Origin of the sequence: Paenibacillus pseudetheri (genome assembly GCF_924513355.1) — a bacterium.
GTDB lineage: Bacteria > Bacillota > Bacilli > Paenibacillales > Paenibacillaceae > Paenibacillus_AQ > Paenibacillus_AQ pseudetheri.
The window spans coordinates 1-16,066 of record NZ_CAKMAB010000028.1 but is presented as its reverse complement, the minus strand read 5'-3'; the positions used below and the strand labels follow the sequence as shown (position 1 = coordinate 16,066).

Annotated in this window: 19 protein-coding genes and 2 pseudogenes; 5 read left to right on the top strand and 16 right to left on the bottom strand. The window is 42.6% G+C overall.

From position 1 onward, the window contains the following. Positions 1 to 23 precede the first annotated feature (23 nt). Both L1028_RS21125 and L1028_RS21120 read right to left on the bottom strand, forming a co-directional pair. Positions 24 to 374, bottom strand: a complete 351-nt coding sequence (locus L1028_RS21125) for a hypothetical protein (RefSeq protein ID WP_234539277.1) — start codon at positions 372 to 374, stop codon at positions 24 to 26. 126 nt (positions 375 to 500) lie between these two features. Continuing rightward, positions 501 to 794: a hypothetical protein gene (locus L1028_RS21120; RefSeq protein WP_234539275.1), complete on the bottom strand. Its 294-nt coding sequence runs from the start codon at positions 792 to 794 to the stop codon at positions 501 to 503. Positions 795 to 1,018: 224 nt separating this feature from the next. Between L1028_RS21120 and L1028_RS21115 the strand changes: the two genes are divergently transcribed. Further along, positions 1,019 to 1,354 (top strand): class I SAM-dependent methyltransferase, encoded by a 336-nt coding sequence (locus L1028_RS21115; protein ID WP_234539272.1) that lies wholly within the window; start codon positions 1,019 to 1,021, stop codon positions 1,352 to 1,354. An 18-nt stretch (positions 1,355 to 1,372) separates the two neighbouring features. Beyond that, the gene (locus L1028_RS21110) at positions 1,373 to 2,143 is read left to right on the top strand and encodes an alpha/beta fold hydrolase (RefSeq protein ID WP_234539270.1); all 771 of its coding nucleotides are present in this window, start codon (positions 1,373 to 1,375) and stop codon (positions 2,141 to 2,143) included. Positions 2,144 to 2,936: 793 nt separating this feature from the next. Here the strand turns inward: L1028_RS21110 and L1028_RS21105 are convergent. The 3 genes from L1028_RS21105 to L1028_RS21095 form a co-directional block, all read right to left on the bottom strand. Continuing rightward, entirely contained in the window at positions 2,937 to 3,158 is a 222-nt protein-coding gene (locus L1028_RS21105) for a hypothetical protein (RefSeq protein ID WP_234539267.1), read from the bottom strand. Between the two features lie 148 nt (positions 3,159 to 3,306). Then, positions 3,307 to 3,486 (bottom strand): hypothetical protein, encoded by a 180-nt coding sequence (locus tag L1028_RS21100; protein WP_234539265.1) that lies wholly within the window; start codon positions 3,484 to 3,486, stop codon positions 3,307 to 3,309. Next, positions 3,476 to 3,676 carry a helix-turn-helix domain-containing protein gene (locus tag L1028_RS21095; protein WP_234539263.1) on the bottom strand — a complete coding sequence of 67 codons (201 nt, stop codon included), beginning with the start codon at positions 3,674 to 3,676 and terminating at the stop codon, positions 3,476 to 3,478. The genes L1028_RS21100 and L1028_RS21095 overlap by 11 nt, the downstream gene beginning before the upstream one ends. 364 nt (positions 3,677 to 4,040) lie before the next feature. Here L1028_RS21095 and L1028_RS21090 point away from each other — a divergent pair, with 364 nt between their 5' ends. After that, a complete protein-coding gene (locus L1028_RS21090) occupies positions 4,041 to 4,271 on the top strand; it encodes a cupin domain-containing protein (RefSeq protein ID WP_234539261.1) in 231 nt (76 codons plus the stop codon). A gap of 338 nt (positions 4,272 to 4,609) precedes the next feature. Beyond that, positions 4,610 to 4,657, top strand: a pseudogene (locus L1028_RS31745) (hypothetical protein); the annotation flags it as partial. 10 nt (positions 4,658 to 4,667) lie between these two features. Here L1028_RS31745 and L1028_RS21085 read toward each other — a convergent pair. The 11 genes and pseudogenes from L1028_RS21085 to L1028_RS21040 form a co-directional block, all read right to left on the bottom strand. Continuing rightward, the gene (locus tag L1028_RS21085) at positions 4,668 to 4,844 is read right to left on the bottom strand and encodes a hypothetical protein (protein ID WP_234539259.1); all 177 of its coding nucleotides are present in this window, start codon (positions 4,842 to 4,844) and stop codon (positions 4,668 to 4,670) included. Between the two features lie 113 nt (positions 4,845 to 4,957). Then, positions 4,958 to 5,701, bottom strand: a complete 744-nt coding sequence (locus L1028_RS21080) for a glycoside hydrolase family 76 protein (RefSeq protein ID WP_341482572.1) — start codon at positions 5,699 to 5,701, stop codon at positions 4,958 to 4,960. Beyond that, positions 5,653 to 6,018, bottom strand: a complete 366-nt coding sequence (locus L1028_RS31535) for a hypothetical protein (protein WP_341482571.1) — start codon at positions 6,016 to 6,018, stop codon at positions 5,653 to 5,655. The genes L1028_RS21080 and L1028_RS31535 overlap by 49 nt, the downstream gene beginning before the upstream one ends. A gap of 12 nt (positions 6,019 to 6,030) precedes the next feature. Continuing rightward, positions 6,031 to 7,086 carry a glycoside hydrolase family 76 protein gene (locus tag L1028_RS21075; protein ID WP_234539257.1) on the bottom strand — a complete coding sequence of 352 codons (1,056 nt, stop codon included), beginning with the start codon at positions 7,084 to 7,086 and terminating at the stop codon, positions 6,031 to 6,033. Between the two features lie 33 nt (positions 7,087 to 7,119). Next, positions 7,120 to 8,007, bottom strand: a complete 888-nt coding sequence (locus L1028_RS21070; RefSeq protein ID WP_234539254.1) for a carbohydrate ABC transporter permease — start codon at positions 8,005 to 8,007, stop codon at positions 7,120 to 7,122. Positions 8,008 to 8,040: 33 nt separating this feature from the next. Beyond that, positions 8,041 to 8,928, bottom strand: a complete 888-nt coding sequence (locus tag L1028_RS21065; RefSeq protein ID WP_234539252.1) for a carbohydrate ABC transporter permease — start codon at positions 8,926 to 8,928, stop codon at positions 8,041 to 8,043. Positions 8,929 to 8,993: 65 nt separating this feature from the next. Next, positions 8,994 to 10,298, bottom strand: coding sequence for an ABC transporter substrate-binding protein (locus L1028_RS21060; protein ID WP_234539249.1), 1,305 nt, complete (start codon positions 10,296 to 10,298; stop codon positions 8,994 to 8,996). Between the two features lie 43 nt (positions 10,299 to 10,341). Beyond that, positions 10,342 to 11,607 carry a glycoside hydrolase family 125 protein gene (locus L1028_RS21055; protein WP_234539247.1) on the bottom strand — a complete coding sequence of 422 codons (1,266 nt, stop codon included), beginning with the start codon at positions 11,605 to 11,607 and terminating at the stop codon, positions 10,342 to 10,344. Between the two features lie 233 nt (positions 11,608 to 11,840). Then, positions 11,841 to 13,025: a GntR family transcriptional regulator gene (locus tag L1028_RS21050; protein ID WP_234539244.1), complete on the bottom strand. Its 1,185-nt coding sequence runs from the start codon at positions 13,023 to 13,025 to the stop codon at positions 11,841 to 11,843. Positions 13,026 to 13,251: 226 nt separating this feature from the next. Continuing rightward, positions 13,252 to 13,435, bottom strand: a pseudogene (locus L1028_RS21045) (VOC family protein); the annotation flags it as partial. Between the two features lie 152 nt (positions 13,436 to 13,587). Further along, positions 13,588 to 14,016: an SRPBCC family protein gene (locus L1028_RS21040; protein ID WP_234539242.1), complete on the bottom strand. Its 429-nt coding sequence runs from the start codon at positions 14,014 to 14,016 to the stop codon at positions 13,588 to 13,590. 212 nt (positions 14,017 to 14,228) lie between these two features. Here L1028_RS21040 and L1028_RS21035 point away from each other — a divergent pair, with 212 nt between their 5' ends. After that, positions 14,229 to 15,923, top strand: coding sequence for a M3 family oligoendopeptidase (locus L1028_RS21035; RefSeq protein ID WP_234539239.1), 1,695 nt, complete (start codon positions 14,229 to 14,231; stop codon positions 15,921 to 15,923). Positions 15,924 to 16,066: the final 143 nt, after the last annotated feature.

The window sequence follows — 16,066 nt, the reverse complement described above, 5'->3', positions numbered from 1 at the left end:
CAGAGCAGACCCCATGCTAACCCTTAATAAGTTCTCAGAGACATCGCTACCGTTACCTCAGCGTCCCAAAGCCAAACTTGCTGGCTTTTTACGCACGTATACTGGCGATAGTACCATCCACCTTCTTCGGATCCTCCAAATGCCCGAGTGACAGTATAGACGTTCACCCAAGGGATAAGTCGGAAAAAGGTAGGTGGGCGGAGCATAGGTAACGACTGCCCTGAAGATACCTCCTGATAGGACTTTGGGTTCTTCTCTATGCGTTTTTCGCTAGATTTGCAGACTGCTGCATCTTCAGTCATAATCTCTGCTGAAAGCGGATCTGCAGGTTCATTAAGCCCTTTTGAATACGTAATGCACTCTGAGAACCCCACCGCTTCACAGCTGGAATGGTTTTGTTTATTCGTACACTAGATAAACAAATGCCGGCTTCCTCTGACTTCATATTTTTAAGGTCTGTAAATGAATCGACTGGTTTAATTGGATAATGAACAGTAAGGCTAGAGAAGATTCATTCCATATTTTTTCCACAAAAAAGTATTCCTGCTATTTTTGGGATCAAACTGCGCAAGAGCTGTATAGGAAAACCATTTAGGTCCTGTTATTATCAATTGTTCTGGCACACGGTTGCTGTACGTTATGAAGCGAGGCACTTTTAAGGCATGTTCCGTTTTTCCTCTAAAAACAATAGCATTGATTGACGCGGATTCTTTTCCTTTGTCGGCCAACTCTTCATGAATCGTTTTTGTTTTTTTGTTCAATTGAACTTGGTTTAACTGATAGATATCGTCCATAAATTCACTCCTTCTTCATTTAGATGAAAATAAATATACCCCATTCAGTTTTTATGAAAATATCATGTTTTACTTGCATGAATGTTTTTCAATCCTATAGGTTATATTATCTTTCGTGACTTAATCCGAAAGATGGTTAATTCCCATTAATATTTCGTTCTCGCCTAGACTTTATCATTGGTTTGTCCGTCCGAGATGGTTTACTAAAAAGTATATTCACGATCATGTACATTCTTGATAATGAATCGTTCGACTGCATACTAATTATCGCTGTGTTGCATCATGTTTCTTCGGACGAAATATCAAGTTACATGAAGGAATTTCAAAGAATTCTAAAGCCTAACGGAACCATTATCGTTATGGAACCCTGTTTATGCAAGAAAAAACCGTTATGTAATAGGTTTATGAAATGGTACGACAATGGGGAGTATATTCGTAATGAAGAAGAATATATTCGATTGTTTAGAGATCATAATTATGATTGTAAGGTCATAAAACGATTCCGAAAATGTTTTTTATATCATGAGTTATTTTTTTCAGTAAAACCAAAATCACTGTAAAGGAGGTGGAATGTGACGATGACTACTGCAAACATAAACGGATACTCAATGCATTATATCGATCAAGGAAAAGGAACTGCCATCCTCTTCATTCATCCCCCGGTACTTACAAGTTTAAATTTCACATACCAAATCCAAGGGCTATCGCCTCATTATCGAACCATTGCTTTTGACATCAGAGGACACGGTGAGAGTCAGCCTTCCAAAAAAACGGTTACTTATCCTTTAATCGTTGAGGATATTAAACAGTTGATGGACCGGTTGAGCATCGATAAATTTTTCTTGTGCGGATATTCTACTGGGGGTTCGATAGTACTTGAGTTTCTCTTGACTCATCCCGATCGGGCATGGGGAGGCATTGTCATCGGTGGAATGTCGGAAGTGAATGAATGGCGACTAAGAAACAAAATATCTTTGGGCGTTGCTTTCTCCAAAATCGGAGCAGTCGGCACGATCGCGTTTTCCAATGCCTGGGCGCAAGCTAAAGATCTTTCTTTGTTCCGTGAATTATTCAATGATGCGAAAAAAGGAAATGCCAGAAATGCGGAACAGTATTACCAATACAGCTTGAAGTACAACTGTACATCGCGGCTACGGGAAATCCATCTTCCCGTCCTGCTCGTTTACGGGGACAAAGACAAGCACTTTCATCCTTATGCCAAAATGTTGCATCAACGATTGCCGAAGAGTGAACAGGTTTTCGTTAAAAAAGTCGACCACCGGATTCCGACGAAAGCCTCCGAACCACTGAACGAACTGATCAAGCAGTTCGTGCACCGCAGCCTCTAAGGATAATCTATTATGATTCATAAACGAAGTGAAAATATTCCAATTTATCCATCCAGACACAAAAAAACTCCTTGAGTGATTACCAACCAAGGAGTTCCAGAAATTTATTTGTATAAAAGTGATTAATCCTCTTCATCCTCGCGAATCTTCGGTTTTGACTCAACCAATAGAAGCGATGCCTTTATAATCTGATGATTGTCCATCTCAATTATATTCCAAATCGTTCCTTAAGGTTCATTCCTTTTATTTACAATTACGCCTGATATATCATTTAGTTCCGCTGATACCATACATATCTCGCAGACATGTCCCAGTTTACAATCTGCCAGTTCCTACTCTCTCTCTACTTTTTTCTGTATCACATTTAAACCATATATATTTCTACATCAATGCCAGAAGATATTCAGAGTCGTATAGTAAAAAGAAAGTTTATCCTCAAAATCCACACCTACTTATGATAGAGATCACCATAAGAGCAAAATAGAAGGCACCGTTTGATGCCTCCTATTTTGAGTAGTTATTTGGATTAATAAAACGTAAACATTAATATCGAATTGAATTGCTACTAAGTAATACGACTGAATAAGCAACTTGATACAGAGCTTACCTGCAGGTCTAAAAATGGAACTGGCTACGGGATGACCAGCTGAACCAGTCTCTTACAAGATCTTACGTTCTCTAATTGCTAGGCTTGAGTCCTGCTCTAACAAGCACCATTCAATGCAACGTAGTTTCCCATTTCACATCAAACATATGGTGTAGCGTAGGTTATAACGGTGTCAGCTTGACGGTCTTACTGCAGGAGTAAATAAGTATTATCTTCGCCATTAAGTGTGCGGCTGATGCGAAGCAATAACTGATGCACGGTGTTCGTTGTTGCTGGATGTTCCGGATCCGTCCAGTTGCGATTAGTTTGAAAGAAAACATCCTCGTATCTGTGATACGCTAGAGTACTCCGGAATTTTGAAGTCGTGGACACACGTACGCCATCCACTTCCTCATGCGTTTTTGCCAAGCAATAATCACCTTTGTAAGCTTTATCTGCTTTAATACCAAACATATTATAATTGCGTACCGCGTTCTTTCCTCTTCCAGATTCAAGTTCAGCTGAGCAAGGGTGATACTTGCTGGCACCCCGCTCCTACGCTCCTCATACTGAGCCATTACAGCGTACTGGATGAAAAAGGGGTCATCGCTTTATGAAAAGCAGAAGTATCCTCCAACAACTTGACCCACTTCGAGAAAACTGCTGGAGGCTTTCGCCCCAAACTTCCATGCATTCTGCGGTTATTGTAAAAATCCATGTACGTATCAAGTGCTGTATAAGCTTCTTCAAAGGTCATGAAAGCTCTCTTCTACAACTTGTAGTCGTTGAAGTTCCTGCACATGTTCATCTGTCATTGGTATTTCTTCAAGTGGAACAGAGTCACGGCGATCCCTGACCCATTGACGTATAGATTCTGGATGAACATCATAGATACGAGCAAGAACTCCAACTTTAATACCAGCCAATGCCTCTCGAACAATCTTCATCCGCGCTTCTTCTTTCATCATCTCTCTTATTCTTATATTAATTTATTTGGATAGGAAGACTCCAGTTTAATTAGGGGGCCTTGGGGTATTCGCAGGAATATCCTTAACCAACACCTAATTAACTGATGAAAACTGCACTTTTGCAGTTTTCATGTCGAGTTCAGCTTTGGGATATTGACTTCTGGAATCTGAGCTTCTGATCATCTAATCTAATATGGCGACCTTCTACCGATAGAATCCCGTTCGAGCTTATGCATGAACTGTTAACGTCGCCACAAGGTATTAATGTAATCCTGAACTTAGATAAGTCTCCCTCAATTCGTTTTTATTGTATCGCTTTCATAACCCTTAAAGTGGAGCGCCTATGAAGCAGCTATTAAAACCTGTTATTTTTGAAGAACATAAGACCTTAATTGGGGATTACAAAATATATACTGACGACTATTACAAAGGTTATTATCACTGGCATCAATGCTGTGAAATCATGTTCGTGCATGCTGGTCAGGGAAATGTTGTCGTCAATCAGCAGGCACGATATCCGCAGGGGGATGTTATTCTTTTTCCAGCCTTATCAGCTGCACCGGATCTATTCTGAGGTCTCTCCCGATTGTCCTTTTGAAAGATCCATTTTCTATATTGATCCAAATGTTGCAGAGAACCTGCTAAGTGGCTTTTCGAAAAGAAAAGCTTTATTCACAACACTTTGGCGAGGGGAAAATACGCATTGAGCCATTAATCTTGAAGATCGTGTTGAGATTATGGAGTGGACTCTGGAGCAATATGATCACAATAAAAACAATCCAAGCGAAAATATCGAAGACATTTCGATGTTACTCTTTCAATTATTGAGCAGTATCAGGACTGGAGACCAGCAGATATTCCTATCGAAGAATCAAACAAGCCTGCCGCTTGTTAGGAACGACAGACTTGCCTGTGGAGCAAATCGGAATCATTGTCGGTTTCCCGAATGCCTCCTATTTCAATCAATTGTTCAAAAGATTCCTCGGAACAACGCCGTTAAAATATAGAAAGATAGCTCTGCGGCATCTATCGCCGCTTCAGGTTTGCTAAAGCTTGCTGCGATCGTAACTGTAGGCGAAAAAGTCTCTACGCTAACAGCGGAGCGAATTCTCTGCTCGCTGTCGCTAAATTGAATGGTTGGAAACATCGGAACTTCTAACGAATAAACGGTTAATTTAAAATAACAAAAAGAAGCCTCTCTTTATTAAACGGAAGATTTATTCACCATTTAAAAAGAGAAGCTTCTTTAAAAATTACGTTTTATTCCCTCATGAGTACGGCAGCCCCTTCCAGCAACATCAAGCCGCTGAGTTGAATACTTAGTTGAACCGGAAGCTCCGGTTTCAATTCCCAAGATGGACTACAAAGACCCAGATGTTTATCCAAATCTTTTTCCCATAACTGCTGAGCATTGACCATGATTACCTCACGAATCCTGCTAGCCTCAGGAACCTCTCTACAAAGTTGAACCAGATAACGAATCAGAATCCCTTTGAATAATCCAGTATCATCGATGCCTTCATCAGGTAACATCAGATTAGTCGGATTGCATAGACGGTCAATACATGTATAAGCTGTCCGATTCGCATCTTCTAAGTAATGGACATCCCCCGTATTCTTATACAGCTCTAAGCCCGCACCAAGAAACACTCCCTGACAATACGTGAATTCCCAATCGAAATCGATCTGGCCATCCCCGAGTCTGTTCATTCCATCCCACACAAAACCAGTCTCAGGATCCACTAAATATGTTTTGTTCCATTCGTAGATACGGAGTGCCCACTCCAGATCCTCCTGCTTTTGAAAAAGTTCATATAACCTAGCTGCTAGAATGACGGCTGGTGCATTGGCAGGTGTATTTTTATAATCGAGCTGATCCTTCTTCCAGGCCAAACCGCCTCCAAAATGTTCATTCCAAGCCGATTTTATATCCTCCCATAGATCTAGCACAGCGTCTAAGTAGACTTCATATCCAGTAGCCCGATAAGCTCGTAGCAGCGCCAATGCCGTCCATCCATATCATCAAAGTAATTATGCCTGAAAGTCCCACCGTTATAAGCTTGGAGATGTTCACTCAATCCCTTGATTCTCAGAGAATATGCAGGATCTCCACTACGCTCGTAGCCATCCACTAGAATGTCAATGACATGAGCCTGCCACCAATAATAAAAATTCTCACCTGCAACGTTATACTCTCTGGGATACCATTGATTCATGATCCCCGTCTCCGCATTATAATAATTACGTTTTAGACATTGTTGGAGCCACTCGGACCTTTCCTTCCAGTTAAGTACTTCTAGGGCTTCTTTTGTTTGTGTCATTAAGAGTTCACCTCAAATCTGATCCTTAGTCAATTCAGCCATCTTCTCCAATAACTTCATTGCACTAAGTTGGGAGCTGAGCTGAATTATACCAGTAGATGACAAAGTCCAATCTGTGCCAAACAAAGCTGCGTCTTCTGACTTCCCTTGCTCCCAGAGAGCTTCAGCATTCCTACGCAGAAAATCGACAGCTCCAACAGCTGCGGCATCAGCTTTGACCCATTCTGCCGTATACCGAATCAGGATTCCTTTGAACAATCCAGCATCTCCATTTCCTTCGTCCGGAAGTACACCGCCCTTAACTTCAGCAAGCTCATCAGCAGCAGCGGAAAAAGTTAAACGAGCATCCTCTAAATAGGATGGGTCCTTAGTGATACGATAGAGTTCTACAGCCGCACCAATATAGACGCCTTGGTTATAGGAGTATTTCCAATCCTTATCGATCTGGCCATTGCCCGTGCGATTCATGCCATCCCATACAAAACCCGTCGTGGGGTCTACCAGATGCTCTTTTTGCCATCTATAAATTTTTAGCGCCCATTCTAGATTCTCAGCTTCACCGAAGGCATGATACAAACGAGCCGCCAGAATAGCTGCCGGTGCATTGGCAGGTGTATTTTTATAATCCAACTGTGACTTCTGCCAAGCGATCCCACCACCCATATGCTCGTTCCAGCCTGTCAGAATGTCTTCCCATAAAAGAAGGGCTGTATTTTTATAAACTTCCTCTCCTGTTGCTTGATAGGCACGGAGCCACGCGAGAGCCATCCATTCCATATCATCATACAACTCGTTAGGCCACACTCCCCCATTTCGTCGCAAAAGACCTTCGTGAAGCGCGGAAATCCGTTCGGCATACCCATTCTCACCCGTTCGCTGTAATCCATCTACCAATACATCCACAGCATGAGCCATCCACCAATAATGAAAAATGGTATTACATTCTCCGTTTGGACAAGGTGTTTCTATATTGTACATTTTGATCGTGTCATTCCAGAATAATGAATCCAGCGCGGCTTGTGCTTGATTCGCCCGTTCCTCCCAAATCCCGATCTCCAATTGGTTCATATAAACTCTCTCCCTGATTCGATTTTTATTGAATTAACCTTTAATGCCACTGAATGCAATCCCCTGCACAAAATAACGCTGAAGTGCCAGAAATAGCACCAATATCGGCAGGATCGCAACAAGCGCACCAGCCATCATTGGACCGTAATCCGTTTGGAAATTATAGGAGAAGGCTTGAAGTCCCATCTGGATCGTTGCTTTATTCGGGTCATTTAGTACAATCATGGGCCATAGGAAGCTGTTCCAACCCGCTTGAAAAGTAAAGATACTTAAAGTCGCCAGCGCTGGTTTGGTCAGCGGCAAATAAATACGCCAAAATATCTTAAACTCTCCACAGCCTTCGATCCGGGCCATTTCCATCATGTCACTAGGTAGGGTAAGAAAGAATTGCCGCATAAAGAACACAGCAAAAGTTCCTGAAGCTCCTGGAAGAATAATCCCCCAGAAGGAGTTCATCAACCCGTTCCCCCCACTGCCAAAAATATCGTTACCTCCGAAAAATGGAATATGACGCATGACATAAACTGTAGGGATCATCGTCACAATGCCCGGTATCATCATCGCCGCTAGCAGCACGCGGAATATTGGCTTATTGAGCTTAAAATTCAACTTTGCGAATGCGTAGCCACTGATCGAACCAAAAAACAGATTCGCCAGCACACCCGCTACAGCAAGCACAAGTGAATTCCAGAAAAAGAGGGCAAATGGAACCGTTGTAAACGCCTTACGATAATGCTCTAAGGTCAAATGTGAAGGAAACCACCGAATGGGCATGGCGAATATCTCTTCGTCAGGCTTCAAAGATGTAAGAACACTCCAATAAAAAGGTAGAAACATTACGATTGCAATAACAATGCACACTATATAATAAATAGACTTACTTAAGTTTCTTTTTAATAACGAACTTCCACTAGTCTCCATACCTCTATCCCCTTTCTGCATGACAAGCCCAGCTTATACAATGGACTCCTCCGCCTTTGTGATCCGCATGTTTATAAGTGAGAATATGAGAATCGCCACAGCAAGCACAAAAGCTTGTGCAGACGCATACCCCATTTGCAATTGATTAAAGCCCTGTTGATAGATCAGATAAACCGGAGTCTTCGTCATATTCGCTGGACCACCCTGCGTCAGCACAAAAGCTTGGTCGAACAACTGTAACGCACCAATGATTGCCATCGTGCTGACTAGAAAGGTCGTTGGACGTAGTTGCGGCCAAGTAATATACCGGAAACAATCCAGCTTATTGGCACCATCCAGCCGTGCGGATTCATACAAATAGTCAGGCACGCCTTGCAGACCTGCCAAATAAATAATCATATTTGAACCTACCGACTGCCACAGTGTAAGCATAATTATCGACAGCATGGCCGTTCGGGTCTCGGATAACCAGGCAGGGCCTGTAATCCCTACATAGGACAACAATCCGTTAACCAAACCAAATTCAGGATGCAAAAGCCAGATCCAAACGGTAGCAGCAGCAACGGCGGATGTAAGGGTTGGCAGATAATTCAGAGTGCGGAACAGCTTCACCCCACGCCAGGTTCGACTAAGTAGAATCGCGAGGAGCAGCGAAATCAGGATATTTAGCGGAACGAAAATGATCGAATAAAAAAATACATTTCGGAATGTTTTCCATAATAAACTGTCTTCTATCAAACGGCGATAGTTATCAAAACCGATCCAATCATTTCTACTAAGTACATCGTAATTGGTAAAGCTTAAATACAGCGCCATTACCACGGGGATGACCGTGAATACTGTAAATAGCAACACCGTGGGTGTAATAAACAGATAAGCTGTCCGCGCCTGATGTTTCTCTAGCTTTCTGATGGAAGCCATTTCAGCTACCCCCTCCTAAGCAAAAGGGAGGCAAAACCTCCCCTTTACTTCAAATGTCTTACTTATTACTTCACAACTTCATTATCCTTAAGCATTTTGTCGCCTTCTTCTTGCGATTTCTTCAAGGTCTCATCAATACTCATCTTGTTTTGCTGGTTAAGCTGCAAATTAGGTGCCAAGGCGTCGGTTTCCATCACGGAATAACCAGGGTGGTTTGGACGAACCTTAGCGAACTCCAACGTATCTAGAAACGGCTGCCATTTGGGATCATCCTTGAAGAATGAATCTTCCATTGATGGCTTATAACCTGGCAGATTAAGACTAGTCTTGGCCCAGAGCAAGGCGTTATCCTTGTTCGCCGTCCACCATTTGATGAACTCCCATGCCTCTTCCTTATGTTTGGAGCCTTCTGGAATCACTAGACCAAATCCACCCATCACACTGCCTTTATCCCCGCTCGGACCAGCTGGAGGAGGAACGATTCCATAATCCAGATCTTTACCATATTTGTTATAGGTGCTGAGCATCCACGGGCCGGAATACAGCATAGCAACTTTACCTGTAACAAAAGCATCTTGCCCTTCCCCAAGTCCAAGCTCGAACCCTACTTTATACACCTTGTCCTTGTTCATCAGGCGATCCCAGAATTCTAGCACTTGCTTGCCTTGCTCATTATTAAAATTGGTCTTTCCATCCTCAGTAAGCATGGTGCCACCAGCCTGTTGAAGATACATATTAAAAAGACCCAGATCCCCCATTGAAAAACCTGCGATTTCCAATTTATTGCCGTTCCATTTGGTTAGCTTGGTAGCTGCCGCCTCTAGTTCATCCCATGTTGTGGGAGGCTGAAGTCCTGCATCTGCGAGAAGCTTCTTATTATAGAAAAGAGCTCGGGCATCTACCGTAAGCGGCAGCCCATATAATTTATCATCATACGAAAGCTCCCTAAGGGACTCGCTGTAGAAATCATCTTTGGAAATGCCGTCACGTGTTAAGTATTCGTCAACCGGATGCAGTACGTTTTTCGGGGCATACAGTGAAGTTCTCCAACGATCCCAAAATAGTACATCTGGAGTACCGCCATTGGTCGCGGAAGTCAGGAATTTCGTGATCATATCCTGCTGCAGCACATACTTTACATGAATCTTATCCTGAGATTTATTAAAGGCATCGACCATGGTCTCAAATTGCTTCTGTCCCTCACCGCCCCAATCTCCCCAGAAGGTAAGCTCCGTCTTTTTCCCATCACGGCTTCCAGGTTTACTTGCAGTTCCGGACTCATTACCGGCAGACCCATTATCGCCACCGCAGCCCGTAGCAAGTGAAGCTGTCATAACCAAAGCAAGTGTGGTAACCAGCCATTTTTTCATGTTCTCTATCCCCTTTAGAGTCGATTTATAAACCTTGTAGACATCAACTTCGCTTAACTTGCATCCCACAGTGCATAAGCAGCAGCTCGCAGAACATCATATTTGCCCAAGAGAACCAAGGACGTGTAAATTCATTCGGGTTATCCACATGGAACCCTTCATGCATAAACCCGGTGCCCGCATCCGTCTTCTCCAGCAGATTAAGCAAGGATTCCTGTTCTGCATTGCTAGTAGATGTCATTCCCTGAATCGCTAAAGCAATAGGCCAGATATAACGACTAGGTGTATGCGGACTTCCAATGCCAGCAGCCGCCTTTCCTACGAAGAAATAAGGATTATTGCTGCTTAAAATAAGCGCACGGGTATTTTTGTAGAGAGGATCATCGGCACTCACATAACCCAAATACGGGATAGAGAGCAGACTCGGCACATTTGCATCATCCATCAAATTCACCTGTCCACGGCCATCTACTTCATATGCATAGACTGACCCAAACTCTGGGTGGTCTACGATTCCATACTGGCTTATCCCCTTATTAATCTGTTCAGAAAGTTTCCTAGCTTTCAATTCCAGTTCCTGATCCCTTAGGATCTCTCGGGCAATTTCACACACATACTCTAAAACAACCACAGCGAACATATTGGCAGGAACCAAATACCCATATTCACAAGCATCATCACTAGGACGAAATCCAGACCATGTCATTCCGGTATAAGCCGTCAACGCCCCTTTGCCTTCGCGTGTTAATGTATCCGTAGGTGGACAGTTCACCCGCTGAAAAAGATATTTGGAATCGCTCTCATGATTCTGTTCGGTAGTCCATAATGCAATGATTCTTTCTACACCCTTAACAAATGAATCATTAAACTGACTAGTTCGGCCCGAATTCTTCCAGAGCAGATAACTCAGTTGGATCGGATAGCATAACGAATCAATTTCATATTTTCTTTCCCATACACCCGGGCTCATCTCCGTAAGGTCCTCCTGATGGCCATTCCCATTCCCTTCTTCATTGAACGCATTCGCATAAGGGTCAAGTTGAATGCAGGCGAATTGTCTTTGCACAAGTCCCTCAATCATGTCCGCAATTTCTTCATCCTCGGAGGCAAGGATCAGGAATGGTCTAACCTGAGCAGCGGAGTCCCGCAGCCACATCGCTGGAATATCTCCGGTAATGACAAAAGTGGTGCCATTCGCCATTCTTTTTAAGGTTGTATTCCAGGTGTTAGCCATACATTTCTCGAACATTTCGGCTAATTTTGGACGATCACTCAGCTGTGATTTTACATTAGATGCCAGTTTCTTCATCGACTCAGGGATTTCTCTGGTTGCTTTCAGTTATAATACCCCCTTTTTCTTCATCCTTTGAAGCGCTTTCACAAATTAGTATATTGTCATGTGGTTAGTATGTCAATATGTTTATTTATTAATAATGATATATCAATACTTCTATAATGATAAATATCTATCTAAAACAAACAAAAAAACCTATCCCAAAAGATAGGTTTTTATAACAACTAATTTATGGATAACGCATAAAATTAATTAGAATTGGATGGTTTAGCAGGACCCGTAGATTCACCAGAAATCAACTTAGCTTCCAGCATTATCTTGTTCGATACAGTCTGGCCGTTCATAATTCGCAATACATTTTCAACGGCGAGTCGCCCCATTTCTTCTTCATTCTGCCGCAAATGAGTGAACGCATAACCCGAGCCAAGTGGAGTTGGTGGACTATCAAAGCAAATGATCGAAATATCCTCTGGAATCCGCAGCCCAAGTCGTTCAACCGCAGTTCTAGCCAGCAGGGCAATATTATATTCCACGGCAAAAAGCGCCGTTATTGCTGGATTCTCTTGTAAATGAGAAACTAGCCGTGAGATATCGTGTTCAATATTCTCATCATTAAAGGAATTTGGTAATGTTGAGGTTAAATCACTAACCCACAACCCCTTATCTACAGCTATCCCCCGCTCCGCATGGGCTTGTATAAACCCCTCCACCCGCTCCTCAAGAGCCGTCGTATCCGCTGGAGGTGGAGAGAGGAAAGAGATATGAGTATGTCCGAGATCAAATAAGTACTCCGTCCCTTTAAGCGCAGCCTGTATGTTATCCGTGCCGATCGAAGCAGCAGCTACTCCCTTCAGATGGCGATCTACCAGAACTAAAGGGAATCGCCCGATCACCAATTTTAGAATCTCAGCATTAAAAAATTCGCCTTGAGCTGGAAAAACAATCAGACCATCTACACCCAAACTGAGCAACTTCTGAATAGACTGTTCTTCGTTCTCTGGTACGCCAAATGTTCTTCGTAGAACGAGGAAGCAATCATTATCACGGGAAGCCTGTTCCATCCCATAAATCAAGCCTGTGCCATAACTGTTGCCAAAGTCGGTAATAATCAGACCAATCGTCTTTTCCTCATGGTTAAAAGAATTAAAAACAGTCCCGTCGGAGGTCGTCTCAGGAGACATAACTGAATCTATGTAGTCAACTGCCGGATCAGCCACAAACGAACCTCTTCCCGGTTTTCTCACAATCAAATGCTCGGCGGCGAGCATTTCCAGAGCTTTTTTACTCGTAATCCGACTTACATTATAGGTTTCAGCCAGTTCTTTTTCTGAAGGAACTCGCTCCCCTTGCCCATAGGATTTATTAACAATAAGCTGCTTCACTTCATCAAATATTTTTTCATACATCGGTTTGGATGACGTTGTCTCATTCATAACTTTCGTTATCTCCTGACTCTAATTTTTTCATCTTTATACATAATAATATATCATGATATATTAAGTTTGTCGACATTTGTACTGAAGCAGTTGAAAAAAGAGGGAGGAAGGATTCAGAGTGTAAAGTTAAAGAATTCTAAGATTCGTATAGAAACAGAGATAAACCGTATTCTGAGAATACGGTTTAAGAGAGGCTAAGTAACAAAGCTCTGAATAGACTCCTTTAATTCTCGAGCTCCCATTCTGGATTCCATGCGACTTCCCACAAATGCCCATCGGGGTCCATAAAGTGACCGGAATACCCTCCCCAAAAGGTATCATGTAAAGGGTCAATCGATTTTCGCACCAGCCTTTTGAGCCTGCTCCATAACCTGATCTGCTTCCTCTTTACTCCCTACATTGTGGCCCCTACTTCAAAAATAGCAAAATAGACAGCGCTAGGAAGCTAGGAAGCTCTCCTTCAGCTACAAATATTCACCAATCTCCGCTTGAAATGTGCGGGTAGTATACTTTCCAGATGCATCACTCTATGGTCTAATTGGCTGAACTTATTCACGGTTCATTCAGAAGATTCTGCAATATCCTTAAGTACAGATAAAACCGACTGACCTTCGTCATCTTGAGATTCCTGATGGTTAGTCCCTTGTCTATTATCATTCTGTTCAATCGTCAATAAAATCTCATTTCCATCTTCGGTCAGTGTATAACTCATAATAAAGCAATTTTCCGGCTTATCTTCCAAACCTGGACGAGGTGCAAAGAGTGTGTATTTGATCAGCTTATAGGGTTCAAACTCCAACACTCTCCCCCACTGTTCGTAGATATTCCCTTCCCACTCACTATGAAAGCGAATCTCGCTACCGATTTGCCAATCTGTAATTAGATCACTCCCATACTGCCACAGTTTAACTAGTTCTGGCTTTGTAATTACATCCCATACCTTCTTCGCTGATGCTTGGATCAATACTCGGGAAGTTTGCGTGGACATTTATATCCCCCTCTAAAAAAAATGAATGTAATGTGCAGCATAATCTACTATATTTTTAAATAATATCAAACCACATTCCGCTTAACAAGTTTTTACACTTTTGTACATTTGTTCATTTTCCGACCATAAAAAGCTTACACAGGTCTATCGTAAATGGCTGTTCAGATTATATAATAGAGACTATCTGGTATAGAAAGGAAGTTGATTTTTTTATGAAATTTGATGATTACCGCTATGAGCGACCGGATGTAGAGAAATTCAAGCAAGACTTTAACACCCTGCTGAAAGATCTCAACGACACATCACCACTAGAGGTACAAAAAGCTTCCGTCACTGCCATTAACAAGCTTCGCAATGAGTTTGACACGATGCAGACATTGGTTAGCGTTCGTCATTCTATCAACACGACAGATGAATTTTACAAAGCCGAACAAGAATTCATGGACGAAATCGGGCCTGTCGTTCAGGAATACATAACCGACTACTACAAAGCACTCGTACAATCCAAATATAGAGCCGAGTTTGAAAAGGAATGGGGTGCGCAATTACTCCAGCTTGCTGAAGTATCGCTGCGGACGTTTAGTCCGGAAATCATTGAAGATTTACAATTGGAGAACAAACTTTCAACAGAATACTCCCAGCTTATCGCATCTGCCAAGATTCTTTTCGAAGGTGAAGAGCGTACACTGCCTCAACTCGCACCTTTTGAATTGTCTACAGACCGTGATATGCGTAAAAGTGCTTCTGAAGCTCGTTTTGGTTTTATGTCCGAACACGAGGCTGAGTTTGACCGCATCTATGACGAGCTTGTCAAGGTCCGTGACCGCATAGCTAAAAAGCTTGGGTACAGCAACTTTGTTCAGCTAGGTTATGACCGAATGATGCGTACCGACTATAATGCTGAAATGGTTGCTAATTTCCGCAAACAAGTTCTTGAATATATCGTACCTGTCTCCCAGCAGCTAAAGAAACGTCAGACTGAACGCCTAGGTCTCGATGAATTGAAATATTACGACGAGAACTTTAGCTTTAAGACCGGGAACGCTACCCCTAAAGGGGATCCAGACTGGATTGTAGCTAACGGTAAGAAGATGTATAAAGAACTCTCCCCTGAAACGGATGAATTTTTCACCTTCATGCTGGACAATAATCTGGTGGATTTAGTAAGTAAAAAAGGAAAACAAGGCGGCGGATATTGCACCTATTTCAGCCAATACCAAGCCCCTTTTATTTTCTCGAATTTTAACGGAACCTCTGGGGATATTGATGTCTTAACTCACGAAGTGGGTCATGCGTTCCAGGTTTATGAAAGCCGCAATATTAATGTGCCAGAGTATGCTTTTCCAACCTATGAAGCATGTGAGATTCATTCCATGAGTATGGAATTTTTCGCTTGGCCTTGGATGAATTTGTTCTTTGAGGAAGATGCGGATAAATACCGCTTTAATCACTTATCTGACAGCCTTCAGTTTATTCCTTACGGGGTATCTGTCGATGAATTCCAACATTTTGTTTATAGCAACCCTGAAGCAACCCCTGCTGAACGCAAACAAGCTTGGAGAGACATCGAGAAGAAATACTTGCCACATCGTAATTATGAAGGTAACACATATCTGGAACAAGGCAGTTTCTGGCATAAACAAGGCCATATCTTTGCCTCACCGTTCTACTACATTGACTATACACTAGCACAGCTATGTGCCTTCCAGTTCTGGAAGCGTTCGAACGAAGATTTCAAATCTGCTTGGAGCGATTATTTGGAGTTATGCCAAGCTGGAGGCAGCAAGTCTTTTATCAAACTGGTTGAACTTGCGGGTCTGACTTCACCATTTGAAGATGGCTGCATTAGCTCCGTTATTGGGGATATTGAAGGCTGGCTGAACAGCATTAATGATAAAGAGCTTTAATCCATACTCTGATAAGCTCATCAATCGAGTAGGAGGAGGCGGTAAGCCTCCGTCCTCTCACACCACCGTACATGCGGGTCCGCATACGGCGGTTCCAAAAGGTTAACAAAGTTCCAGATAACGTGAAAGCAGACTTTTCAGCC